The sequence below is a fragment of the Candidatus Nitrososphaera gargensis Ga9.2 genome (genome assembly GCF_000303155.1).
Lineage (GTDB): Archaea > Thermoproteota > Nitrososphaeria > Nitrososphaerales > Nitrososphaeraceae > Nitrososphaera > Nitrososphaera gargensis.
In genome coordinates this window covers 87,310-110,144 of record NC_018719.1, presented here as the reverse complement: position 1 = coordinate 110,144, position 22,835 = coordinate 87,310, and the positions used below count along the sequence as shown (strand labels likewise).

At 50.6% G+C, this 22,835-nt stretch carries 31 protein-coding genes; 19 read left to right on the top strand and 12 right to left on the bottom strand.

Features of this window, described 5'->3' with window-relative positions; translation table 11 throughout:
- The first annotated feature begins 62 nt into the window (after nucleotides 1–62).
- From NGAR_RS00680 to folE, 4 genes are read left to right on the top strand one after another with little or no spacing between them, the layout of a single operon-like run.
- Nucleotides 63–557, top strand: a complete 495-nt coding sequence (locus tag NGAR_RS00680) for a cupin domain-containing protein (protein ID WP_015017666.1) — start codon at nucleotides 63–65, stop codon at nucleotides 555–557.
- Between the two features lie 23 nt (nucleotides 558–580).
- Nucleotides 581–1,333, top strand: a complete 753-nt coding sequence (locus NGAR_RS00675) for a 7-cyano-7-deazaguanine synthase (protein WP_015017665.1) — start codon at nucleotides 581–583, stop codon at nucleotides 1,331–1,333.
- On the top strand, nucleotides 1,278–2,018 hold the full coding sequence (locus tag NGAR_RS00670; protein ID WP_015017664.1) for a 7-carboxy-7-deazaguanine synthase QueE: 741 nt from the start codon (nucleotides 1,278–1,280) through the stop codon (nucleotides 2,016–2,018). Before NGAR_RS00675 ends, NGAR_RS00670 begins: the two co-directional genes overlap by 56 nt.
- Before the next feature lie 10 nt (nucleotides 2,019–2,028).
- Nucleotides 2,029–2,619: a GTP cyclohydrolase I FolE gene (gene folE, locus NGAR_RS00665; RefSeq protein ID WP_015017663.1), complete on the top strand. Its 591-nt coding sequence runs from the start codon at nucleotides 2,029–2,031 to the stop codon at nucleotides 2,617–2,619.
- On the opposite strand, the gene NGAR_RS16975 is transcribed toward folE, so the two are convergent.
- Complete coding sequence (locus NGAR_RS16975) at nucleotides 2,609–2,770, bottom strand: hypothetical protein (RefSeq protein WP_015017662.1); 162 nt, start codon at nucleotides 2,768–2,770, stop codon at nucleotides 2,609–2,611. The two genes, folE and NGAR_RS16975, sit on opposite strands and share 11 nt — an antisense overlap.
- Nucleotides 2,771–3,083: 313 nt before the next feature.
- Here NGAR_RS16975 and NGAR_RS00660 point away from each other — a divergent pair, with 313 nt between their 5' ends.
- Nucleotides 3,084–3,572 carry a hypothetical protein gene (locus tag NGAR_RS00660; RefSeq protein ID WP_015017661.1) on the top strand — a complete coding sequence of 163 codons (489 nt, stop codon included), beginning with the start codon at nucleotides 3,084–3,086 and terminating at the stop codon, nucleotides 3,570–3,572.
- 251 nt (nucleotides 3,573–3,823) lie between these two features.
- On the opposite strand, the gene NGAR_RS18170 is transcribed toward NGAR_RS00660, so the two are convergent.
- Nucleotides 3,824–4,060, bottom strand: coding sequence for a hypothetical protein (locus NGAR_RS18170; protein ID WP_228369238.1), 237 nt, complete (start codon nucleotides 4,058–4,060; stop codon nucleotides 3,824–3,826).
- Between the two features lie 201 nt (nucleotides 4,061–4,261).
- Between NGAR_RS18170 and NGAR_RS00655 the strand changes: the two genes are divergently transcribed.
- The 6 genes from NGAR_RS00655 (at nucleotide 4,262) to NGAR_RS00630 (ending at nucleotide 9,613) form a co-directional block, all read left to right on the top strand.
- Entirely contained in the window at nucleotides 4,262–5,269 is a 1,008-nt protein-coding gene (locus tag NGAR_RS00655) for an MBL fold metallo-hydrolase (protein ID WP_228369237.1), read from the top strand.
- Nucleotides 5,270–5,454: 185 nt separating this feature from the next.
- Nucleotides 5,455–6,555: a CAP domain-containing protein gene (locus tag NGAR_RS00650; protein WP_015017657.1), complete on the top strand. Its 1,101-nt coding sequence runs from the start codon at nucleotides 5,455–5,457 to the stop codon at nucleotides 6,553–6,555.
- Nucleotides 6,556–6,615: 60 nt separating this feature from the next.
- Entirely contained in the window at nucleotides 6,616–7,062 is a 447-nt protein-coding gene (locus NGAR_RS00645) for a CBS domain-containing protein (protein WP_015017656.1), read from the top strand.
- 80 nt (nucleotides 7,063–7,142) lie between these two features.
- Complete coding sequence (locus tag NGAR_RS00640) at nucleotides 7,143–8,525, top strand: APC family permease (RefSeq protein ID WP_015017655.1); 1,383 nt, start codon at nucleotides 7,143–7,145, stop codon at nucleotides 8,523–8,525.
- 53 nt (nucleotides 8,526–8,578) lie between these two features.
- Complete coding sequence (locus NGAR_RS00635) at nucleotides 8,579–9,052, top strand: RDD family protein (RefSeq protein WP_015017654.1); 474 nt, start codon at nucleotides 8,579–8,581, stop codon at nucleotides 9,050–9,052.
- 255 nt (nucleotides 9,053–9,307) lie between these two features.
- Complete coding sequence (locus NGAR_RS00630; RefSeq protein ID WP_148680771.1) at nucleotides 9,308–9,613, top strand: hypothetical protein; 306 nt, start codon at nucleotides 9,308–9,310, stop codon at nucleotides 9,611–9,613.
- Here NGAR_RS00630 and NGAR_RS00625 read toward each other — a convergent pair.
- Complete coding sequence (locus NGAR_RS00625) at nucleotides 9,549–9,962, bottom strand: restriction endonuclease (RefSeq protein WP_148680770.1); 414 nt, start codon at nucleotides 9,960–9,962, stop codon at nucleotides 9,549–9,551. The genes NGAR_RS00630 and NGAR_RS00625 overlap by 65 nt on opposite strands.
- Before the next feature lie 129 nt (nucleotides 9,963–10,091).
- Between NGAR_RS00625 and NGAR_RS00620 the strand changes: the two genes are divergently transcribed.
- The 3 genes from NGAR_RS00620 to NGAR_RS00610 are packed head-to-tail and all read left to right on the top strand — an operon-like array spanning nucleotide 10,092 to nucleotide 13,024.
- Entirely contained in the window at nucleotides 10,092–11,909 is a 1,818-nt protein-coding gene (locus NGAR_RS00620; protein ID WP_015017652.1) for a M3 family oligoendopeptidase, read from the top strand.
- Complete coding sequence (locus tag NGAR_RS00615; protein WP_015017651.1) at nucleotides 11,899–12,792, top strand: bile acid:sodium symporter family protein; 894 nt, start codon at nucleotides 11,899–11,901, stop codon at nucleotides 12,790–12,792. The genes NGAR_RS00620 and NGAR_RS00615 overlap by 11 nt, the downstream gene beginning before the upstream one ends.
- Before the next feature lie 43 nt (nucleotides 12,793–12,835).
- Nucleotides 12,836–13,024, top strand: coding sequence for a tautomerase family protein (locus tag NGAR_RS00610; RefSeq protein ID WP_015017650.1), 189 nt, complete (start codon nucleotides 12,836–12,838; stop codon nucleotides 13,022–13,024).
- Nucleotides 13,025–13,349: 325 nt separating this feature from the next.
- Here NGAR_RS00610 and NGAR_RS00605 read toward each other — a convergent pair whose 3' ends face one another.
- From NGAR_RS00605 to NGAR_RS00585, 5 genes are all read right to left on the bottom strand, one after another.
- Nucleotides 13,350–14,579 (bottom strand): cation:proton antiporter, encoded by a 1,230-nt coding sequence (locus NGAR_RS00605; RefSeq protein ID WP_015017649.1) that lies wholly within the window; start codon nucleotides 14,577–14,579, stop codon nucleotides 13,350–13,352.
- Between the two features lie 507 nt (nucleotides 14,580–15,086).
- Nucleotides 15,087–15,956, bottom strand: a complete 870-nt coding sequence (locus NGAR_RS00600) for an HpcH/HpaI aldolase/citrate lyase family protein (RefSeq protein WP_015017648.1) — start codon at nucleotides 15,954–15,956, stop codon at nucleotides 15,087–15,089.
- A 27-nt stretch (nucleotides 15,957–15,983) separates the two neighbouring features.
- Entirely contained in the window at nucleotides 15,984–17,042 is a 1,059-nt protein-coding gene (locus tag NGAR_RS00595; RefSeq protein WP_015017647.1) for a zinc-binding dehydrogenase, read from the bottom strand.
- 69 nt (nucleotides 17,043–17,111) lie between these two features.
- Complete coding sequence (locus NGAR_RS00590) at nucleotides 17,112–17,399, bottom strand: DNA-binding protein (protein WP_015017646.1); 288 nt, start codon at nucleotides 17,397–17,399, stop codon at nucleotides 17,112–17,114.
- A gap of 16 nt (nucleotides 17,400–17,415) precedes the next feature.
- Entirely contained in the window at nucleotides 17,416–17,871 is a 456-nt protein-coding gene (locus NGAR_RS00585; protein ID WP_015017645.1) for a 30S ribosomal protein S19e, read from the bottom strand.
- 165 nt (nucleotides 17,872–18,036) lie between these two features.
- Between NGAR_RS00585 and NGAR_RS18165 the strand changes: the two genes are divergently transcribed.
- The 3 genes from NGAR_RS18165 to NGAR_RS19045 all read left to right on the top strand — a co-directional run bounded on the left by NGAR_RS18165 (nucleotide 18,037) and on the right by NGAR_RS19045 (nucleotide 19,108).
- Complete coding sequence (locus NGAR_RS18165) at nucleotides 18,037–18,192, top strand: helix-turn-helix domain-containing protein (RefSeq protein ID WP_015017644.1); 156 nt, start codon at nucleotides 18,037–18,039, stop codon at nucleotides 18,190–18,192.
- 194 nt (nucleotides 18,193–18,386) lie between these two features.
- Nucleotides 18,387–18,812, top strand: coding sequence for a transposase (locus NGAR_RS18160; protein WP_015017643.1), 426 nt, complete (start codon nucleotides 18,387–18,389; stop codon nucleotides 18,810–18,812).
- Nucleotides 18,758–19,108, top strand: a complete 351-nt coding sequence (locus NGAR_RS19045) for an RNA-guided endonuclease InsQ/TnpB family protein (RefSeq protein ID WP_015017642.1) — start codon at nucleotides 18,758–18,760, stop codon at nucleotides 19,106–19,108. Before NGAR_RS18160 ends, NGAR_RS19045 begins: the two co-directional genes overlap by 55 nt.
- A gap of 85 nt (nucleotides 19,109–19,193) precedes the next feature.
- On the opposite strand, the gene NGAR_RS00575 is transcribed toward NGAR_RS19045, so the two are convergent.
- Complete coding sequence (locus NGAR_RS00575) at nucleotides 19,194–19,511, bottom strand: ribonuclease P protein component 4 (protein WP_015017641.1); 318 nt, start codon at nucleotides 19,509–19,511, stop codon at nucleotides 19,194–19,196.
- A gap of 76 nt (nucleotides 19,512–19,587) precedes the next feature.
- On the opposite strand from NGAR_RS00575, the gene NGAR_RS00570 reads away from it, so the two are divergent.
- Complete coding sequence (locus NGAR_RS00570; RefSeq protein ID WP_015017640.1) at nucleotides 19,588–20,004, top strand: hypothetical protein; 417 nt, start codon at nucleotides 19,588–19,590, stop codon at nucleotides 20,002–20,004.
- A gap of 41 nt (nucleotides 20,005–20,045) precedes the next feature.
- Nucleotides 20,046–20,774, top strand: a complete 729-nt coding sequence (locus tag NGAR_RS00565) for a ribosome biogenesis protein (protein WP_015017639.1) — start codon at nucleotides 20,046–20,048, stop codon at nucleotides 20,772–20,774.
- Here the strand turns inward: NGAR_RS00565 and NGAR_RS00560 are convergent.
- The 3 genes from NGAR_RS00560 to NGAR_RS00540 all read right to left on the bottom strand — a co-directional run bounded on the left by NGAR_RS00560 (nucleotide 20,715) and on the right by NGAR_RS00540 (nucleotide 22,810).
- Nucleotides 20,715–21,608 carry a heme o synthase gene (locus NGAR_RS00560; protein WP_015017638.1) on the bottom strand — a complete coding sequence of 298 codons (894 nt, stop codon included), beginning with the start codon at nucleotides 21,606–21,608 and terminating at the stop codon, nucleotides 20,715–20,717. The two genes, NGAR_RS00565 and NGAR_RS00560, sit on opposite strands and share 60 nt — an antisense overlap.
- A 41-nt stretch (nucleotides 21,609–21,649) precedes the next feature.
- Complete coding sequence (locus NGAR_RS00555) at nucleotides 21,650–22,114, bottom strand: Lrp/AsnC family transcriptional regulator (protein WP_148680768.1); 465 nt, start codon at nucleotides 22,112–22,114, stop codon at nucleotides 21,650–21,652.
- A gap of 438 nt (nucleotides 22,115–22,552) precedes the next feature.
- Complete coding sequence (locus NGAR_RS00540; RefSeq protein ID WP_015017635.1) at nucleotides 22,553–22,810, bottom strand: hypothetical protein; 258 nt, start codon at nucleotides 22,808–22,810, stop codon at nucleotides 22,553–22,555.
- Nucleotides 22,811–22,835: the final 25 nt, after the last annotated feature.

The window sequence follows — 22,835 nt, the reverse complement described above, 5'->3', positions numbered from 1 at the left end:
CCCGAATTAATGTCTTCTTTCAAGATTTAATAAAACGCAGGCACGATACTGGTGCGTTATTGATGATGAACAGTCAAGTGGCACGACGGCTGGTCAAAAAGCTAGCACTTGAGAAGCACTCAGAGGGCGGCTACTTTAAGCAGACATACAGGTCGGACACAATGGTAAACGTTGAAGGGTTTGACGGACCGCGTAGCATTGCAACCGCGATCTATTACATGCTGGCCGGCGACCAGTTTTCTGCATTTCATAGGATCAGGTCAGACGAGATCTGGCACCACTACGCTGGCGGCTCGATCACGCTCTATACCATAGACGACAAGGACGGTGGCAGGCTGTCCAAAGTGAAGATCGGCGGCAAGGGTGGCATTCCCCAAGTGGTCATAAAGGCTGGCACGTGGTTCGCTGCAGCGCTTGATAACAGAAAATCGTACTGCCTGCTTGGTTGCACCGTATCGCCGGGCTTTGACTATCGCGACTGGGAGCTTGGCAAAAGGGACGAACTTATTAGAATGTACCCGCAGCACAGGAAAATCATTGAGAGATACACAAAATAGGCGCCGCTTTCAAACCTCTGCCATTGACTAGGCCGGCGGCAGTATGCATAGTAAGCGGGGGGCTTGACTCTGTCTGCTATGCCGCGTCGCTTGCAGCCAACGACGGCTATGACCTTTATTTGCTGACGTTTGTTTATGGCCAGCGCGCCAAGCGTGAAATCGAGCGTGCACGCTTTTTTGCCAAGGTGCTGAAGGCAAGGGATCACAAGGTGGTCGACATCAGCTTCATGAAATCGCTCTACGGCAGGAGCAATGCCCTGACCGATAACAGGCAAGAGCTGTCGCGTGACTTTTCGCAGAGCCTAGTAGTTCCCGTACGCAACGCAGTGTTCCTGACTATAGCTACCGCGTGGGCGATGAGCATCAATGCCAAGGTTGTCGCCTACGGGGCGCATACCGGCGATATCCCACACTACCCTGATTGCCGGCCGGCGTTTGTCAACGCGATAAACGAGGCGCTCAACATTGCCGAATCTGATAGCATCATTGCCGGCAAGCGGCAAGAGATAACAGTATTGTCGCCGGCCGTGATGGGTCTTGACAAGCCGGCGCTGCTCAAGGCCGGCTACAAGGTACTTGGCGACAAGATATTCCAGACATGGAGTTGTTACTCTGATGGCGTCAGGGCCGGCAAAAAATACCTTCACTGCGGGAGTTGCGAATCGTGTATAAATAGGAAAGACGCATTCACCACTGCACGGATAGAGGACAAAACAGATTATGCAACAGAAAGTCGCAGCAAGCGCAAGGGTAAAGCTAAGCGAGATATTCACTAGCATCGAGGGAGAGGGCATACTGTTTGGCACAAAGACCATGTTTGTCAGGCTGTCTGGGTGCCCGCTGAAATGCCATTGGTGCGACACGCCCTACGCGCTGCCTCTGGACAGCGGCTCTGATTACTCTATAGACGAGGCAAAGGAGCTCATCTTAAAGAACCTACACCCCAACACCTACAAGGTCAACTTTACTGGAGGCGAGCCGCTGGTGCAGCATGAGGCGGTGATTGAGCTTGCCAAGTTCGTCAGGCAAAAGGGCCTCAGGACTTTTCTGGAATCGGCCTGCTATGACGCCGCAAGGTTTGCCAAGGTCCTGCCCTACATCGACCTTGTCAAGGTAGAGTTCAAGCTGAAGGACTCGAAGGTGGTTGATGAAAAGCACTACGGCAGCCTGCTGATGAGCGAGCTTGACTGCCTCAAGCTTGCAGTCGGCAGCGGCGGCAAGACCACCTATATCAAAGTAGTAGTAACAAATTCGTCAAGCCTTAAAGAATTCAAGGAACTTGTACGCGAGGTGTTCAGCGTAGCCAGACCAACCGAGATAGCAGGATTTATAATACAGCCAAGCTATAAAATCGACGAGCCAACATTGGATGTGCTTTTTGGCTTTTACGACGCTGTCTACCCCCTGTATGATCAGGTCAGGGTCGTGCCGCAGCTGCACAAGATTATAGGAGTCAGGTAAAAATTAGAAAATGACAACAACAGCAGAAAAGACAGCAGCGATCAACAAGAGAAAAATTGCCAAACTTGTAAGGGAGCTTTTGATCGAGCTGGGCGAGAACCCCGATAGAGAAGGGCTTACAGGCACGCCAAGCAGAATAGCCGACATGTACGAAGAAATTTTCAGCGGGTACAGGATGGACGCAGAGCTTGACGTCAGCTTTTCTGAAGAGACCGACGCCGTGGTAGCAAAGGACATCCAGTTCTACAGCATGTGCGAGCACCACATGCTACCGTTCTTTGGTAAGATCCATGTCGCATACGTGCCATCTGGCAAGGTGTTTGGCGTTTCAAAGCTGGTGAGGCTGGTCGAGAAATACTCCCGCCGGCTGCAGATACAGGAGAGGCTTACAAAGCAGATAGCCGACGAGCTTGTCAGAATGGGCGTAAAGGGCGCGCTTGTGATAGCAGAAGGCGAGCACCTTTGCATGAAGATGCGCGGCGTGCGAAACGACAGCTCGATCACCACGATAGCGCACCGGGGCATAATGGAGCAGAAGGAGGTGCGCGAGCACGTGCTTGCCCTCATCTACAACCCCAAGTCTGAAATGACTAGGGTGTAAGGATTGCCTTTTTCATATCTTTTTTGCTGTAGAACGAGTCGCACGAAACGCAGTTCCACCCATCAATGTCTCCAAGCCGGGTGATCACTATGCGCTCCTTCATGCTATCGCCGCAGTCTGGGCACCGGAACATGACTAAAAGCTGGTTCAAATGTTACTTAACTGCCATATGTACAGTGCACTAGTTATGTGCTGCATTGCAACAAACTGTCATCAGGCTAATAGCGTCATTGATGGCATGTTATTATAGGACACAGCTTCATACTAGCTTAAGCTAGATAGCTCTTCCCTCGTGGTCCTCAGCCAAGTGGGGTTTAGTTATCTGGCGGCGCGGGCAATTTCCAGGCTCACACGTAGCTCGCACCGCGCGATTTATCATTTGTGGCAAAAGATTTTCTAATTCGAAAAACAGTTTTGTTGTGAAGCAGATTTAAGTATATAAAATATCACCGATTGCTGAAAAATTGAAAGCTAAGAAGAAACCGGGTAAGATTCAGAGACGGGATATCTATTACATAGCCGGTGCTGTAGCTGTTTTAGCTGTGGCCATAGCATTAATTGGGTCGAGGGAGGTACCAAAGCCTGAGATCATGGCACATGGGGAACAGGTTGCCTATCACCATCATGTTCGCTTCGAATACTATCTTGATGGCCAAAAACAAGTAGTGCCTGCCAACATTGGAGTTCCAATTGATCAGAATCATCCTCTGGGCCGTTATGGAGTTGCAGGTATTGCGCCAATTCATACACATGAAACTGATGGTCTTATCCACATGGAAAGTAAAGATGAAGAGAAGCCTTTCACGTTTGGAGAGTTTCTCGAGCTTTGGGGTCTTGATCTGACAGACAAGCAAGCTGCCCTCCTCGCCAATGGCGAGCGCATCACTGATATGGAAGGCTATGTTCTAAAAGACGGCGCAAGTTTAAGGCTGGAAGTAACAACACAACAGTAGCCAATGCCTCTTTCAATCCTTTCTTGTATTTGGTCTGTTGTCATGTCATGGACAGGATGAGGTTCCCCTTCCGGTTACGTTGGCGTTGCGGATCATTGCATAGCTGTTCCGCCATTCCCTGACTCGTAAGAGCACTTCTCAGAAATACGTCTTTATGAGCAAGATATTGGCCCGTTTTTGCATATGTATTCCAGTAAGCAACCAACAACCTATTTTGTAGTGTCATCAGGCTAATAAGCAACCTCTTTCTATCACAGCAACAGCAACAACAATTGTCCGGCTGCAGGATAACGTTCTACGGCGGGGGTAAATGAGGTAGGCGGCAACAAGATCCTCCTAGATGACGACGGTGGTACCAGGATACTGCTCGACTTTGGCAAAGGGTTTTTCCGGCGCGCAAGGTTCTTTGAAGAGTACTTAAAGCCAAGGTCGGCAAACGGCCTTGTCGACTTTATCGAGATGGGCCTCATCCCCGATGTCGAGGGCATCTACAGAGAAGACCTGCTGGAGATGGCCGGCAGGAAGGCCGGATCGCCGACCGTCGACGCTGTGCTGGTTTCACACGCCCACGCCGACCACGTCGACTATATTTCGTTTCTCCACCACGACATACCCCTCTACATGGGAGCACGTGCCACACCATACTCAAGGCAATACAGGCGAGGGCGCCCCGCGACTTTGAGCGCGAAGTGCTTGATTTTCTGCCAAAGCCGTCAAAGAGAGGGGCCAAGCCAGTCGCAAGAAAGATAAACGAGTTCAGGTCGGGCTGCAGGTTCAAGATAGGATCGCTTGAAGTGCATCCGATCCATGTCGACCACTCGATACCCGGCGCGTACGGGTTTATCATCTATACGAGCGCCGGGCCGGTTGTCTACACCGGCGACATCAGGCTGCACGGCGCTAGGCCCGAGATGACGCAAGAGTTCGTATCAGAGGCAAAGGCTGCAAAACCAGTAGCCCTCATTTGCGAAGGGACAAGGATAATTGACATACCGATGGAAGAGAGCGAGCAGCGTGTGTTCAGGGAGGCAAACGACCTCGTGGCAGGGCACCCAAACGCGCCGGTGTTTGCCGACTTTAACTTCAAGGACATGGACAAGGTCAGGACATTTTACAGGATAGCAAAGGAGAACGGACGCAAGCTAGTAGTCAAGCTGAAGGATTGCTACTACCTAAAGTACCTGTCGCAAGACCCCAACCTCGGCATCCCAAACTATGACTACAAGGATATCGTCATTTACAAGCCAAAGCAGGTGTCCGGCACATATTCAGACGGCGACTATTACGGCGAGGACGCGACATTTGCAAGCCTGCCCAACGCAAAGACGGCTGCGGAGATCAGCCAGAACCTGAGCCGCTACCTGTGCGCCCTTGGCTACTTTAGCTTTGCATCGCTTATCGATATGAAGCCGCCTCCCGGCGCGCTCTACATCCACTCTGCAAGCGAGCCGTACAACGAAGAGATGGTCTTGAGCCAAGAGCGGGTGAACAACTGGCTCGACAAGTTCGGCATGGAGCGGCACCAGATATACTGCTCAGGGCATGCAAAGGGGACCGACCTGTTCCAGATCGTAAAAGAGATCAGCGCCAAGATGCTCTTCCCCATACACACCGAGCACCCTGAGATGTACGTGAGGGCTACCCGGAACATGACCGTGATAGAGGAAGGCAAGGCGTACGACCTCCTGCAGCAGTAGTAGTAGAGGGCGGATGCAGAACCTATTTGAATTGCTGTATGTATCTACATAAAAGTGCAAAAGGTATTGTATTTTGCATTGGGTGCTAGTAGTAGTTTGGAGGTAGTTGCCAGACGACGGACTCGTCATGGGTAGACTGCCACACATGCGGCAACCGGTACGGGTCATTCCTGTCCGCCTGCCCGGTGTGCGGCGCTCAAAATTATTTTGTTGCCGGTGATCCAGCAACAACAGCAGCAGCAAAGAAGAAGAATAGCAGCGGCAGCGCCGGCAAGATAGTAGCCGCCTGCGTCTTGGTGACAGTAGTCGCAGTCGCGCTATTCATATTCGCTCCCGCCATACTTGGCGTCATTACCCAGCAGCAGGACAGCAACCCTGCGTTCAGCATCCTGCAGCCGCAGGGTCAAGAGCCGGTGACCGTACCGCGCGAGGAGCTGGTGCAGCATGCGCTCGACCTGATAAACAAGGACAGAGCTGACTTTGGCCTGCCGCCGGTGCAGCTGAGCAGCAACCAGGCCGCGCAGGTGCATGCAGAGGACGTTTTCAGGACAAAAAGGATATCCCACTGGATGACAAACGGGGAAAAGCCCTACATGACCTACACTAGATACGGAGGGGAGGGCAGCGTGCAGCAGAACGTCGCGATTGCCGGCTTTAGCCCAGAGCAGTACGAGCAGTGCCGCACCAACATACTTCTTGACTGCGAAAGGATAGAGCCGCTGTCCACTATAGCCGAGCTGCAGTATGAGATGATGTACAAGGACAAGGAATGCTGCGACAACGGGCACAGGTACAATATACTTGACCCGCGCCATACGCATGTGAGCATCGGCATCGTCTATGACAGGTACTACCTTGCGTTTGTGGAGAATTTTGAGAACAACTACGGGCTGGACATAAGCGTCAATAACGGTCAGGTCACGATCTCAGGCCAGCTTTTGGAGGGGCAGGAGCTTCAGCAGATAGACATATACTACGACGAGATCCCAACGCGGGAGATTTATGAGCAGAACAAGCACATGCTCTCGTACTCTGCTGGCGAGCTCGTAGCGGCCGTGGTCGAGCCGCTGCCGCTGGGCTTTTACTACGAAAAGCCAGAGGGCCTCATTCTGATTGAAGCCAACAGGTGGGGGCAGGGCGACGACAGCCCTTCTTCTGTCGATGTCATGTTTAATCTGGCGTCCGCGGTGCGGAAGGACGGCGTCTACACGCTCTTTGCGGTGGTTGAGGACGGCGAGGAGAGGTTCAAAGCCACATCATATTCAATCTTTGTGGACTCTGAATGATAACAATAGTTAGCAATTTAAGAAACAGAGAGCCCTAGCCAGTCAGGGAGAGAAAGAGAGATGAGCGCAGTCAGTGAAATCATGTCGTCGCCAAAAAAGATAGTCGCGGCAAGTATCAAGCCCGGCCTGTCGGCCCTTGACATGGCCAAGTTGATGATAAAGAACAAGGTCGGCTCGGTAGTGCTGATGGACGGCGACGAAAGGCCAGTCGGCATAATTACCGAACGAGACATTCTCAGAAAAGTTGCCGCGTCAAACAAGCCGGCAAAAAGCATAGCTGCCAAAGACATCATGTCGTCGCCTGTAATTACAGTCAAAGCCTTTGACTCCATTGAAACCGCCGCAGCTGTAATGACAAAGAATAAGATCAAGAGACTTGTGGTGGTAGAGCAGGACGACTCGCTGGCAGGCGTGCTGTCAGTCACCGATATTGCAAGAAAGCTGGCAAAGATACTTGCAGACGACTATAACAGGTACGGCCACTTGAAGGCCATACTTGATCTCTGACTGATGTTTAAAATTCAAAACACTTGGCGACTTTGGGTCTATAGCTCATAATAGCTATGCTGCCGGAGAGAATTTTGTTTATGTTAAAAGCAGGGGCGGACAAGGAACCGGGCCTGAAGCGAAACGTCAACCTTTTTCAGGCAGTAATGTATGGAGTCGGATTGATACTTGGAGCGGGCATTTATGTTCTGATAGGCGACGTAGCAGGGATTGCCGGCAATGCGATGTGGATGTCCTTCATAGTTGCGGCTGTCATTGCTGCCTTTACCGGCCTCAGCTACGCCGAGCTTTCCTCGATGTTCCCAAAGAGCGCGGCAGAATACGTGTTTGTCAAGAAAGCCTTTAGGAACAATCTTGGTGCGTTTATTGCAGGATGGCTGATAACGTTTGTAGCAATAGTGTCGGCGGCAGCGGTGGCCGTAGGCTTTTCATGGTACCTATCGAGCTTTTTTCAGCAGCTTGATCCTGTGCTATCGGCCGTCGCGCTGGTCTTGGTGCTGTCCCTTGTAAATTTCATAGGCATCAGAGAGTCTGTGTGGATGAACACTATGTTCACGCTAATAGAGCTGGCTGGCTTGGCCCTCATAGTCACGGCAGCGGTATTGCTGGGCTCGTTTTCAGGGGTTGACTATTATGCGACGCCTCCAGCCACATCATCACCATCGTCGTCTTTTTCACTGTCAGCAGGTGCCATACTGAGCGCAGCTGGCCTAGCGTTCTTTGCCTACTTTGGGTTTGAGAACCTTGCCAACATTGCAGAGGAGGCAGAGAACGCTTCCAGAACCATCCCAAGGGCTCTAGTAATCTCGGTTGCTGTCACCACCGGCGTCTACATCATAGTCGCCGCGTCCGCGATCACGCTCTTGGGGTGGGAAAGGCTTTCTTCCTCAGATGCGCCGCTTGCCCTTGCAGCAGAGCAGACCTTTGGAAGGGCCGGAGTAGTAACGCTTTCCACAATAGCCTTGTTCGCCACGGCAAACACGGTCTTAATGATGCTGATTGCCGGATCTAGAATAATGTTTGGAATGGCAAGAGAGCATGCTCTGCCATCCACCCTTGGCAGGATACACCCTACGACGAGGACCCCATGGATTGCAGTCGTCCTGACGATGCTGCTGGCTATAGCCGTCGTTGTGCTTTCCCAAGGGAGCATTTCTGTTATAGCCAACATTTCTGTCTTTGCAATATTCATAGTGTATGCACTTGTCAATCTGGCGCTAATCTGGCTAAGATATAAACAGCCAGAGCTTAAAAGGCCGTTTAGGTCGCCAGTAAAAATCGGATGGTTCCCTGTGCTGGCTGGACTCGGATTCGTGACGTCGCTGTCCATGCTAACGCAATTTGATAGTACGACTATGCTGGCAGGTATTGTGGCAGTAGCAGCAGGGCTGGCAAGCTATGCAGCGTTAAAGAAGTACGGCAAGCGGCAGTTCCAGGCGCAAAGCAAGCATGAGTCTAGATAATAGTCGGATCTATTATATTTGAGGAAGTGCAATCGAAACACACACATATCATAATGAGCGAAGCTTCAAGCGGCAGTTCGCAGCAGCCTACGGAAATAGTCCTTGCCAGCTGGGGTACAAGGTTCCTTGCATGGCTGATCGACTTTATCATAGTAAATGTTGTGTTGTGGGCAATATTTGCGGCAGCTGCCATCCCATTCTGGCTCACCGGGATGCCTGACAGGTGGTTTGGCAGGGCAGAAGGCCCCATAGAGTGGGCAGTGACAAGCTTGGTGTTCTTTGCATACTGGACATACTTTGAAACTACCACCGGCCAGTCGCTTGGCAAGATGGTCATGCACATCAAGACCACCGATCTGGCAGGAAACAAGGTTGACCCTCGCAATGCGGCAATACAGAGCTTTGGAAAAGCGTTCCTCCTTCCAATAGATGTGATCCTTGGATGGATATTCACAAACGACAAGAGGCAGCGAATATTTGCAAGGGCAGCCAACACGATCGTTGTCAAGATGACAGGCACCGAGTAGAACTATCGCTATACAAAAGGTTAGAAAGGTTAGATGGACAGCACGGATAGGCAGGCATTATCATGCAACGCCACCTTTGGTCAAACTGCGCCGCGGTGCGCGCATATTGCTCGCCTACGCCGTTAACCCATGCTGAAACTCGCAAATGCGAGTGATCATCATATGTTGATTCATCTATTTAAGTCAGCTGACACTATTTTCTAGCAAACATGTTAACTCATTTATACTAAGAAATCCATAGTAGAACATTCTCATATGATAAGATCCAATGAGAATCGAAGTGAAAAAAGAACGAGACCGTTCTGCCAAGTGACTGGCTGCTTTGAGCACGCCGATTTCTATGTTGTTCTCAAAGAGACCGAAGAAGCGGACTATTATGAAGTGAACAGGGACGATAACGGCAACTACGAGAAGGTAGAAAAGAGCCTTGAGTTTGATGGGTTCAAAATAATCCTGTATCTATGCAGCAGGCACGACGACGAGTTCAAGTACCTCATCATTGGGAGCGAGCTGAGGATCGCAAGGAGGTGCAACCTCCTCCGCGCTCCAGAAATTCCATAGGATCCAGCTCCTGCCAGCTGTCAAGCAGGTAGAACGTTATCGAGTAGTTGCCAGTGGAAAAGCCGCCGGGAAAAGAAGGCTGGAATGTCGAGACCATGGGCAGCCCGTTCTTGCTTGCCGCAAGCTCTTTCAGCCTCCTGACCTCGTAGCCCCGAAGGCGCGGGATGCCAGCGCTTGCTTTTACCTGAATGAACCAGGTTGACCTTGAATTACCGCTGCAGCAGCAGGTGGCGACAATATCTGCCGGCCCCCTGCTCGCCGGCGACAGCGCGATGTCCCAGCCCATCGACTTTAGGTAGAGCGCGACGACATATTCCGCCTCCCTGCCAAACTTGCTCCAAGAGTGCAACAAAGGTAGCGGCAGCCGGCGCAGCAATCCCATATAGCTGTTTTTGGCCGCGATTGTTTACCTCCCGGCTCATCAACAAGATACACGTATATGTGACAGCGAAGGCGTACGTGCTTGTCGCTCAAACATATGACTACTACTGCCTATACAACTATGAAGGTGGGACGGTGGAACCTTGCCGACCTTGTGGAGGATCCTTCAAGTGACCAGTTTGGCAGCTTTTTGCGCTCGATCGAAGAGCAGCTGGCGCAGTTTGAAAGAAGCAGGCAGATCCTGCGACAGGACATTTCCCCAGTGGAATTTGAAGGGCTCTTGCACTTGCTTGAAAGTATCTCTGAAAAGATCTCTATAGCAAGCGGCTACGCGCACCTGCGCTACTACGCCGACACGTCATCAAACGAGGCCTCGGCGCTTGTTATCAGGATGGAAAAGATGGCGTCGGACATTGGCAACAGGACGCTGTTCTTCGACCTCTGGTTCAAAAGGCAGCTTGATGACGAAAACGCAAACAGGCTGATAAATGCCGTCCCGCAGGTCTACAGGGAATACCTCCGGCACAAGCGGCTGGTCGCAAAATATTCGCTAAGCGAGCCGGAAGAAAAGATAATCAACACGCTTGAAGTGACGGGCATAGGTGCGCTTGTCAAGATCTACGACAAGATGACAAGCGGTTTTGAATTCACGGTAAAGCTCAGGCGCGGCAGGAAAATAGTAGAGAAAAAGTTTGACAACAAGGAAAAGCTAGTGTCGCTTGTCAGGAGCCCCGATGCCAACACCAGAGAAGCTGCATACAAGTCGCTGCTTGAGGTCTACAGGAAGAACAGCGGCGTACTGGGCGAGATCTACCAGAACGTCGCTGTGCAATGGCGCGACGAGGCAATTTCAATGCGCGGCTACAAGTCCCCAATCTCTGTGCGCAACATCGCCAACAATCTGGACGATGTCACGGTCGAGGCGCTGCTTGCTTCATGCCGGAAAAACTCGGCGGTATTTCAGGAATATTTCAGGGAAAAGGCCAAGATGCTTGGCATGAAGAAGTTGCGCAGGTATGACCTCTACGCCCCCATTACGACCAAGGCATCTGACACGAAAAAGTTCACTTATGGAAAAGCTGTCCAGAGCGTGCTTGACACCTTTGGTGACTTTGACCCACAGTTCCGCACGCTTGCCGAGCGCGTCTTTTCAGAGCGCCACGTCGATTCGGAGATCAGGAAGGCAAAACGCGGAGGCGCTTTCTGCTACACCGTCACGCCCAAGATGACCCCCTATGTGCTCTTGAACTTTGACGGCCTGACAAGGGACGTGTCGACCCTTGCGCACGAGTTTGGCCATGCAATCCACAGCATGCTTGCGTCGGACCTGCCGATAATGGTGTCGCACGCGCCGCTGCCGCTTGCCGAGACTGCGTCAGTGTTTGCAGAGATGCTGCTCAACGAAAAGCTGGCCGAAAAAATGTCTGCCAGAGAGCGCAGGCTCTTGCTTGCAGAGCATATCGACGACATGTACGCGACCATAATGCGGCAGGCATACTTTACGCTCTTTGAGATTGAGGCGCACAGGGTCATAGCCGAGAGCAACGCCACAATCGACGCGGTAGCCAAGATATATTTTGAAAACCTCAACGAGCAGTTTGGTTCTTCAATAGCAATAACGCCTGATTTTCAGTGGGAGTGGGTGTACATACCGCACTTTTACCACACGCCGTTCTACACCTACGCATACTCGTTTGGCAACCTGCTCGTCCTGTCGCTCTACCGCCAGTACAAGCTTGAAGGCAAGTCGTCGTTTGTCCCCAAATACTTCAAGATACTTGCTGCAGGCGGATCGAGAAAGCCAGAAGAGCTCTTGATGGAGGCAGGAATAGACATTTCTAGAGAGGAGTTCTGGCAGCAAGGCTTTGACTATGTGCGGGAAATGATACAGCAGCTGAAATCACTTGCGCCATAACGATGTAGTCCTTGCAGCATGCATAGCCGGCTCGATGTCTGCCGGCGTGCTCCTACCATCAGCTGGCCTACTGGTCGAGCCCTACATCCTTGTGTGGCTTGGCGCGCTGCTATTTCTGAACCTGATAAGGCTCAAAACTTCTGACCTTCTAGCGACATTTACAAAACCAAGGCAGCTTGCCGTGCTATCTGCAGTCAAGCTGGCGGCGCTGCCAGTTGGCATGTATGCTCTTGTGTATTTTGTGTACCAGCCGTTTGCGCTCCCTGTCCTGCTGCTCTCTGGCATCTCGACCGGCCTTGGTGCGCCATTCGTGGTCAACCTTATTGGCGGCCGGCTCCCCCTCATAGTAGGCATGATAATAGCCACCTCGCTTGCCGTCCCCTTTGTGCTCCCATCAATAGTCTATGCGCTGGTGGGGTCGCAGTTTGACATACCGGTGATCGACATGGTGTTCTTGCTGTCTGCCGCGCTGTTTACGCCGCTTGCAGCAGGCTGGTTCACCAAAAAGCGCTTCCCGGTAGCTTCAAGGTTTGTCGATGAAAAGTCATTCCCGCTATCGCTCGTCTTTATCGTCCTGATCAACTTTGGCATGTTCGCCAAGTTCTCCAGCTATTTTTACGAAGAGCAGGTGTTTTTGCTGCAGACAATAGCAACCGCGTTCATTTGCTACGCGGCCTATAGCCTTGTAGGATATGCGAGCGCGCCTGGCGGCCAGCAGGAAAGGAGCGCCGGCTTGATAGCGATGAGCTACGTCAACAACGTGCTTGTGGCCGTGTTTGCGTTCCAGTTCTTTGGCTCACAGGTTGCGGCACTTGCTGCGCTGTACAATATCCCCTACTATGTCGGCATCGTGGCGATCAAGAGGTTCATGCCCGGACAATAGCTATGCATATATCTTTTTGGCATCCCTTATCATCATCAGACATATGCCAGTAATCCAGATAACGATGAGCCAAGGGAGGACAGTGGAGCAAAAGAGGGAGCTTGTCAAGGTGCTTACAAAAGAGACCGCAAGGATCCTCAACACAAAGGAAGAGAGCATCCGCGTCCTCATATATGAGGTGTCAAAGGAGAACTGGGGCAACGCTGGCGTGCTTGGGCTTGACATGAGATAAAGAAATTATCATAATAAAATACTGCCATCGTCGAGCGTTCCTTAATAGTGTCAAAAATGACTTACACAATTGCTATAGAAGTCATGTTCACAAATGTTAAAAGCGATGCGAGTTAGCCTGCTATTACCATTTTGAAGGAAAACCTTCAGGGATTGTCCAAAATGCAGAAGATCGCTGACGGCGGCCAACTGCGTAGCAGAACACGGGGTTGACAACAACCGCTCCGTGCTGATTTGCGAGTGCGGATATTTCAAGGAATTACCCTGACTGACAGCAAATCATTAACGCCCTTCTTTTCTTTATGATGATGGGGAAGAGGAGTAGATCATTTTGTTTCCTTATCTTGCGCCTGGGCTGCCGTGCCTTCCTCCTCTCCTTGCGGCTTCCATTTCTCCGCAAACTTCCATCCAAACTTTATCGCATATGGAGAAATGAACGTCGTAATTATCGTCATCGCTCCAATCATTGGAAGCAAAAACGCGCTTGTTGCCCCCACGTCTGCTCCTCCCTTGGCCGTCACAAGCGCCAGCTCGCCTCCCGAAGCTGACAGGCCAAAGCCTGCCCTCATCGATGTTAGCTTGTTGAACCCCTGAGCCCTTGCAGCGCTCCAGACCGTAATGAATTTTGCTGCAAACGAGACGGCTACCAGAATAAGCGCCGGAATTATGAAGAGAGGAAGCAGTGAGATATCCATCAGCGCGCCTATCGATATGAAGAACAGCGCGGCAAACATGTCCCTGATCGGAGTCGCCAATATGGCAGAGACAGAGTGCATCTTGGACTCGGCTATCAGGACGCCTGCAAAGAACGCGCCAGCTGCCACAGATATGCCAAGCTCAAATGCGATAAACGCCATCCCAAACGCTACGCCCAGCATGGCCACAACGAGCACGTCTTGCTGGTTTGTCCTGCCAATGAGGTCGATGAACTTTGGAACCGTCTTTGAGCCTAGCAGCAGCGCGCCTGCAATAAACGCAAGAACTATTCCTACAGAGGCCCCGATTTCTACAAATGAGAGGTCTCCCGTGGAGGCTATCGACTGCAGTATGGCCAGCATCGAGATGATTATAATGTCTTCAATTATTGCCACGCCGAGGATGAGCGAAGATGCCTCTGCCTTTATCATTTTTAGCTCTTCTAGCACCCGCATGACAATGACTGTGCTTGTAACAGAGATCGCAAGCGCAACAAACAGGCTGTCATAGAATGAAAATCCCATTGTCTGCCCGACGGCATAGCCGGCCATAAAGGTCCCTGATGCTTCTGCCGCTGCGATGACTGAAGCCTTTCTCCCCACTTTTCGCAGCTTTTCAATCGGGAACTCCATGCCTACTACAAAGAGCAAGAGCACGACCCCGATCTCTGCAAACAGTTCCAGAACTTCAATCTGAGTGATCAGGCTGAATGGCGGCGTGTGCGGGCCTATTATCATGCCTGCTGCAATGTATGCAATGACCATAGGCTGCTTGAGCTTGTAGGAAAGCAGAGCCATGGCAGATGCGACGATCATGATAACTGCAAAATCGCGGATAACAAGCTCAAAAACTTCAACCACGCTTTTCTGACTTGTCCTACTTTATATGAATATTTGCGAAAATAGATTTTTCCTGTTGTGCTGCCATGCGACAAAACCAAGAATAATAGGCAGATTAACGCTGATACAGAACGCTAGCAAACTTGCCAATTAGTCAGTATTTGTTTTGGATTCCTCTTGTTTCTTTTTCTTCTTCTCTTTCCAGTTCTCTAATGCCAATAGAAAGTTTGCTATATCTGCTCAAAACTCGAATGCCATACGTTTGCATCTAAATAATTGTGAATTTGTCTTAATAAAGACATGTGTCTGTTGTCGATAACCATATGCGGCAGCCAATTTTTGACATCACTTTTAGAAACGCAATACTACCGACAATTTCACAGAGCCGAAAATAAAGTTCCTTTAAGCAAGTCGGGACTGAAAGCGCGCATGTAAACTGCACCATTTTCGTGCGTGAAATGGTGCACAAAGCACTATTTTTTCTACACATGCTTCTTCACTGGAAACGCGTGCACGCGCCCTTCCTTATCAGCTGCCGCCTGCCGCCGCATCCAGAATGGCCTTTGCCTGCTTGTAGTGCACCGCGTCTATCATCCTGCCTTCGAGCCTTACCGCGCCCCTGCCGCTTCCCTTCTCCATCGCGTCACCAAGCGCCTGCACCACCTTCTTTGCCCACTCGATCTCGTTCTTGCTTGGCAGGAAGACCTTGTGCACAGGCTCTATCTGGCTTGGATGGATTATGCTCTTGCCAGAGTACCCGAGGCGCTTTGCAACCGTGGCGTCCTTGACAAGGCCGTCAGCGTCGTCGACTTTCTGCCATATCGCATCTATCGCGTGCACGCCTGCCGCCCTTGCGTCAACCGGCACTTTGGCCCGGGCGTATGCATAGCCTGCCGGGTCGCTTTCGTCGTAATCAAGCCGCATATCGTGCAGAAAGTCAAACACGCCAAACACGAGCGCGTTTACCCGCTCGTCTGCGCCTGCAATCTGGTAAGCGTTCACCACGCCCCTTGCAGTTTCAATTGAAGGCATCAGTGCTACCTTGCCTCCTGTCTTTCTCTCCTTTTCCAGCGCCGCCACCTGCTTCTTTATCTTGGAGACCTCCTGTGCGTCGTTGACTTTGGGTATCACTATGCCATCGACGCCCTTGCGCACGGCCGCCTTGAGGTCCAGAGCTACCAGCCCCGACTCGGGCGAGTTTGTCCTTATGTACACCGGCCTGCCGTATTCCTGCCTGCGCGAAATCGCGTCGGCTATTATCTTGCGAGCGGCGTCTTTTTCGTTGGCTGGCACTGAGTCTTCAAGGTCAAAGCAGATGATGTCTGCCTGTAGCATCTTGGCCTTTTCAACAAAGCGGGTGCTGTTGCCGGGGACAAAGATCAGGCTTCGGAACATCATACAAAAGAGTGAAGAAAGGGAGGGTTTTTAGAGCTTTTGCGGAGTGGTCAATATCTTGCCGAACTGCTGGGCCCCAGCCATCATGACGTGGCCTTGGACCATGTCAGAGAACGGCAAGATCGTGTCGATGACCGGCTTTATCTTGCCCTTGCTGACCCAGTACATCACATCTTCAAGCTCTGCCTTGGTGCCCTGCGTGGAGCCAAGCAGGTTCGTGCCCCTGAAGAACAGGTAGCGCAGGTCGATCGTCGAGTCGTAGCCAGTAGTTGCGCCAGTCGCAACAAGCGTGCCTCCCATCTTGAGCAGCGCAACTTCCTGCGGGAAGACAGACTTGCCGATGTGCTCAAAGACGACGTCAACTCCCGGTTGCCCAAGCTTTTTGTTGATTTCACGCACCTTCTTGTACCAGTCGGCTTCTCTATGGTTGACAACATAATCAGCACCTATCTCTAGGCACTTGTCCATCTTGTCCTTGTTGCCTGCTGTAGCAATGACTGTGCAGTTGTAGAGTTTAGCGATCTGGATACCTACCATTCCAACGCCAGAGCCTCCGCCCATGACTAGGACAAGCTGACCTGGCTTTATCTTGGCCCTTCCAACAAGCATGTGCCACGAGGTCATGCCCACCATGGAAACAGCTGCTGCATCGTTGAACGAAACATTATCCGCGATCTTTACGACATTAACTTCGGGCAGGTGTGTATACTGGGCAAATCCGCCCCAGAGTGGGCCTGTCTGGAAGCCCCAGACAAGTCTGTCACTGCAATCAAATTCTCTTCCAGAAGTGCATTCATAGCATACTCTACAACTCAAGTTGGAATGAGAAACGACCCTATCGCCTACCTTCAGTTTCTGAACGTCTGAGCCTACTTCAACTATAGTGCCGGCCACATCGCTTCCAGAAATGTGTGGTAATGGGATCTTGATTGGCTCGCCCCAGATACCCCAAAGGTCATTATAGTTGTAAGCTGCCGCTTCGACTTTGATCAAAACTTCATTTGGCTTAATCTTGGGAATGTCAATATCTTCAATCTTGACGACCTTTGTTGGATCCTTGCTGTATTCTCGATATACTGCTGCCTTCATAGAGCCACAAGCACCTCCATGATCTTAAATAGTTAACTCATGTCCAACCGGCATAATACAACATTCAGATCAGCGTCTTTCAATCTTGAAATCTTTTTTAGGCTGCTGGATGCGGAGGAGGAGCTGCTTCAATTCCTCGTCAGTCAGTGGGCGGTTTATCCTGCCAGAGGACGCTGCGCTGATAAGGTAGTTTTCAACGGCTGTGGCAAGCTCTGGCTTAACGAGCCGGATGTTCATAAGCCGCTGGCGCGCCTGCGAATCGAGGACAACCTGCAAAACCCGCTGGCGCATCGCAGCCTCGGCTTCGCGCCTTCTCGCTTCCTCGTCATTTGGCTGGTGTGGCTGTGGAACTGACATGGTTCATTATTTATTATTACGCGTAGCGCTGGAGCTGGGGTGCGGCCTTTATCAGCTCTCTGTGGATCTCGGTAGCAAGCCTGTCCATCTTTTTCATGCCTTCGCTTGAAATGAGCCTGCCCTTGCCCTGCACCTTGACAATGTAGCCGGACGCCTCCAGCTGCTGGAGCGCCTTGCGGATGATCGCGCCACCTGCGTCCCTGTGGTGGGCAAGGTTGTATCCAACCTTCTTCCTGCCGCCATAAGCTACTTTCAGGTCGGCAACTCCAAGAGGACCATGAAGATAAATCTTTCTCAAGAGCGAAGCGCACCGTTCGTACCACCAGTCTTTGTTCTGGGGAATTCGGGTGGCGTGCGAGCCTGTCTTGACAAACGCGGACCAAGCTGGGGGCACTATCTTTTTGTCGTCCTTCAACTGTTCGGCTAGCTTGGCGATCAGCTCGTCAGCCGGAACATCGTAAACCTTGGCCATGTATTTTGCAAGTTCGCTCTAGCCCTTATAAATCCTTATCATGGGAAAATAAGCTTCGTATCCTGGAGGCGAATTTCTTTATCACCATATCTCTCTCTAATACCCTCCCTCTCCTTCGAGTGACATTGTCGTTAAATAGTGGGCTGGTAGTATGCCTTAATGCATTTGTGCAACTACAAGTATCGTCTCTATCCAACACGCGAGCAAGAAACAAAGCTTGAAGAGACGCTTGATGGCTGCATGGGGGTGTACAACTATTTTGTCAGCAATGGTTTTTCTTCTGAATATGACATGAACTATACTATACTCTCACAGAGCTGAAGGAGCAGAAGCCATGGCTGTGAAACTACTATAGCAAACTGTTGCAAATGGTGTCAAAGCAGGTTGCGGCCAGTATCAAAGCAATATCAGTATTAAGAAAGAACGGTCACAATGTTGGCAGGCTCCATTATCTTACTCATGACAAGTACAATTCGTTCATGTATATAACCAGTTTAGCTTTAGATTAGAAAAGCATGGTCAGACAGATTTTGTTATGGCTGTCCAAGCTTGGCTTCATTAAGATACGATTGCACAGGCAACCGACGAACATCAAACAAGTAACCATTTGTAGACAAAATGCCCGGTGGTACGCGGTCATAGCTTGCGATACTAAGCCCATATTCAGATTTGTGCACTCAAACAGATCAGTCAGAATAGATGTCGGCATTACAAAATTTGTATACGATTCAGATAATCATTTCGCAGACAATCCTCTCTTTCGGACAAGGATGTCAAAACCATTATGTAGGGCACAAAGAAAGTTATGCAGAAGGCAAAAAGGTTCAAAGAACTATGAAAAAACCAAAAACTGGGTCGCAATGCTTCATGAAGTGATAGCTAGAAAGTGCAAGACTTTTTGCATAAGATATCGCGTTATTATGCTGACAGGTATGATATAATAGTATTATTTCTTGAGAGATTGTGTACACCAAATCTAGTCAGGAACCATAGGGTTGCAAAGCACATATTGGATTCAGGTTGGCGTACTTTTAAACAGTCCCTGAAGTACAAGGCCAAGATGGTACTAGAGGTTAACCCAAAGAATACATCTATTGACTGTTCAAAGTGCGGCAATAAAGTACCTAAAACCCTCGCAGTTAAGACGCACAGATGTGACAGGTGTCACATTGCTATCGATCGGGACTATAATGCAAGTCGAAATATCAAAAACAGAAAGACTTGCAATTGTTGCTAACGCAGGGACTGCGGGAAGTTACGCCTGTAGAGATTGCATGGGAGTCTATGAAGCAGGAAGAGCCCATGCCTGAAGGCATGGTGGTTCACAGATCCTTATTCCACCCCAAGATCTTGCGGTAGGTGTGACCGCACCGCAGGCACGTGATCCTGATAGCCCTCGTTTTTGCCCTGCTGCCGACCCTTACCCTTGCGCCCCTGCCCGGCACAATAAACGCCTTGCACTTTTTGCAATAGAGCTGCCGCGCCTCGTACGGGAGCCGGACCCGGAAGCGCATCGCTATCTTTTTGGCCTGCTGCGCCTGCCGGGCAGCCAACGCTTCGTCCTTTTCCTTCAAAGCGCTTTTGACAAGTATGTCGATGCGCTCTTTGGCAATCTCTTTTTTTGTCTGCCGCCGGACCAATATGGGAGGCAAAACACTATGCTGCCTGATAAACCATATAGCTGCAACCATTAATTAATTTGGGACACCATTACAGATGTTGACCAACCTTGACGAGCTTGAGCGGGCTGCAGCAAAATATGCCGAGCTGAAAAGGGGCGAGAATAACGCAGAGCTGGCGCAGATTGCCGGCACCATAGTCGACTCGATCTCGCTTCCGTCGTTTTCATTTCCCCTAAAAGAGGAAACTCTATCCAGCAATGGGACTACGACCTATGTCTATGAAAACAACGCCACCTTCCCAGCGCTCTACGACTTTCTTGGCGAGCTTCTGCATTCAAAGGTGCCCCTTGAAATCAGGGAGGCGAAATTTGGGCCCGGCGAAATAATCGTTGCCAGGCAGAGCAAGGAAGAGGCAGATGCAGCACTTGATATGAGCATCAAGGAGCTGCAGGAGCTTGTGCACGCCAGAGAATCTGAAATTTTATCAAAATACGCCGCCGACACTCCTTAATATACGGGCCGGCGGTATCGAGAGATACGATAACAACGACGATGACAACGCTCATCATTGCAGAAGCCGCGCTAGAGACCGTGCCTTGCGAGATTATCAACCACCCCGCAGTGCGAAACCATGCTCGCAGGCTAGGATTAAAGCCTTCAGAAACCCTGCTTGATAGGAGCTACCATCATGCCGCCATGAGCAAATTGCAAGACAACGGCAGGCGTGGCAGGCCGGACATTGTCCATTTTGCACTGATGGAGGCTCTGGGAACGCCACTCTTTCTGAGAGGCATGCTGAAGGTCTATGTGCATACGGTAAACGACAGGCTGATCACAATCGCCGACAACCTGCGGATCCCAAAGTCGTACTTTCGCTTCGAGGGCCTGATGGTGAGCCTGTTCAGGGACAAAGTCATCAAAAGTGACGAAGGAAGGGTCCTTATGGAAATTTCTGACGGCACGCTTGCAGACTTGGTGAATGCCATCAGGCCTAGCAGAGTTATTGGCCTGTCCAGAACGGGCATCCAGGGCACTGCGGAAAAGGCTGTGGCTGAAAACCTTGCTGATGATGGCTGCTGCGCGTTCGTGGTAGGCGGGTTCCCAAGGGGCCACTTTTCCGAGAGCACGACCCGGCTTTTGAACCTGACCTACTCGATAAGCGACATCGGTCTGGAAGCGCATGTAGTCATTGCAAGGGTGCTGTATGAATGCGAAAAGTTTCTACTTGAAAAAGGCATCCACCATGAAGGCGATGAAAAGCGCCGTCAGGTAGGGACTTGAGAACTTGAACACTGTCCACGATGCTTTTTCGCTGGGCTTTACCAAAAGCCACACAGAAAGCGCTATCATGACTGCTCCAAAGACGGCCGCAGTAGCAAGGTAAATGATGCCAAACATCTGGTTGAAAAAGAACGGCAGGATGCTGAACACTACCATCATCAATGTGGTACCGGCGATTACCCTGACTGAGGACTTTTCGCTGGATACCACCGGCAGCATCGGCACGCCGGCCTTTGTGTAGTCTTTTTTCACATGAAGCGCAAGGCTCCAGATGTGGGTTGGTATCCAGAGGAAGACCAGACCTGCCATCACTAGCCCTATCTCAATGTTTTGAGTAGTTACCGCTACATAACCAATTAGCGCTGGTGCACCACCTGAAAAGCCGCCGAGGATGATGTTTGATTGACTTCTTCTCTTTAGCCACTTGCTGTAGACGATGATGTTGTCAAAGAGCCCAAAGGCCATTAGGCCAAATGCCCAGATGTTGATGAACCAAGCGCATACAAGCGAAATTGCTGTAAGCACAAGCCCAAAGGCAAGAGCGTTCTTGGGCGATATCCTGCCCGACGGTATGGGCCGGTTCTTGGTGCGGTCCATTATTGCGTCAATGTCTCTATCGTTGTACCCCGTCAGCGTGTCAGCAGCTGCCGAGCCGGCAGCAACTCCGCCTATAAGCAGTAGCCAAGTAAGCGGCTCGATCGGCTTATCAAAGAGGAACGATGCTGTAAGGGCAGCTCCAAAAGCTGTGAAAACCAGTAGGTACCAGATCTTGGGCTTTGTGAGCTCGTAATAGTTCTTGAGCCGGCTGCCTACAGTTATCTGGTGAGTCGTCAATTGACAGCGAGGGTAAGTTGAACTGATTGTTATTTATATTATTACTTGGCTATTGATGTCGGGTAGGCAAGCTCGCGGCTTGTCTTGCGCATCTCAATGAACGTCTCTGTCTTTTGCACTCCTTCTATCCTGCCTATCTTTTCAGAGATAAGCTGGTGCATCTCGTCAAGCGAGCGGGCGTTCATCGTCACCAGGACATCGAACCTGCCCGTGACCTCTGCGACCTCCCTCACTTCAGGGATCTTGAAGAGCTCGTTCAGAACGTTGTCTCTGAGCTTTGAGTCCATGTTGATGCCGGTGAGCGCCTTGACGTTAAAGCCGAGCGCTTCATCGTTGATCACGATAGTGAACTTTTTGATAAGGCCGCGCTTGACAAGGCGCTTTATCCTGCTGTAAACTACTGACGAATTGACATTGATCTTCTTGGAAAGTTTTGGGACAGAAATGCTTGCGTCCAGGGCAAGCTCACTCAAAATTTTCACGTCTAAATCATCAATTCTTCCCATTTAGGAAATCAGGTAGATCATAAATTTGGAGGTTAATAAACCTATTAATTGCAACTTTTGTATTAAGTTCTGTCAAGTCTTTGATCATTGACCTGACTTGCGGAATCCAAAAAGTCGTCCCGCTTTGGCGCATAGAACCCAATCGCGCTGTCGTGGAACATATAGTTCCACAACCTATTTCCAAGATTAACTGCTCCATTGTAATCGGCGTTGCAAGAGTAACCACAGGCATGGCACACGAACAAGCCCTGATGTGGCCTTGACGTATTATCACTGCAGCATCTGTGGCAAATTTGGGGCTGTACCATTCTTTCGTGGTCAGAACAGGTACGCTTTCCCATGATGCTTTGTACGTGACGTACTGCATCAGTTTGAAGAATGGCATGTATGCTACAATACGATTCATCCTTCTACCTCTTGACCTGTCTCTAATACCTGTTAGGTCACCAAGCAGAATATACAGGCGTTGTTCTGCTTTGCTATGTTGACCAGCTCTCTCTCTTTCTCTTTCTTTCTCTCTCTCGCTCTGCTGATCTTGTGTAGTATGTCATTCACCTTGCGCTGTTCAGTATTGCCGACCTTCCTTATCATCTGGAGCAGAGTTTCTTTCTTTTCACCGAGCACTTTTTGCGAAGGTACGCATAGTGATGTCTCAATCCTCTTTCTTACCTCTCTCCCTCTACCCATGATGAACATTGGGGTCTGTCTACCTACCTACTTA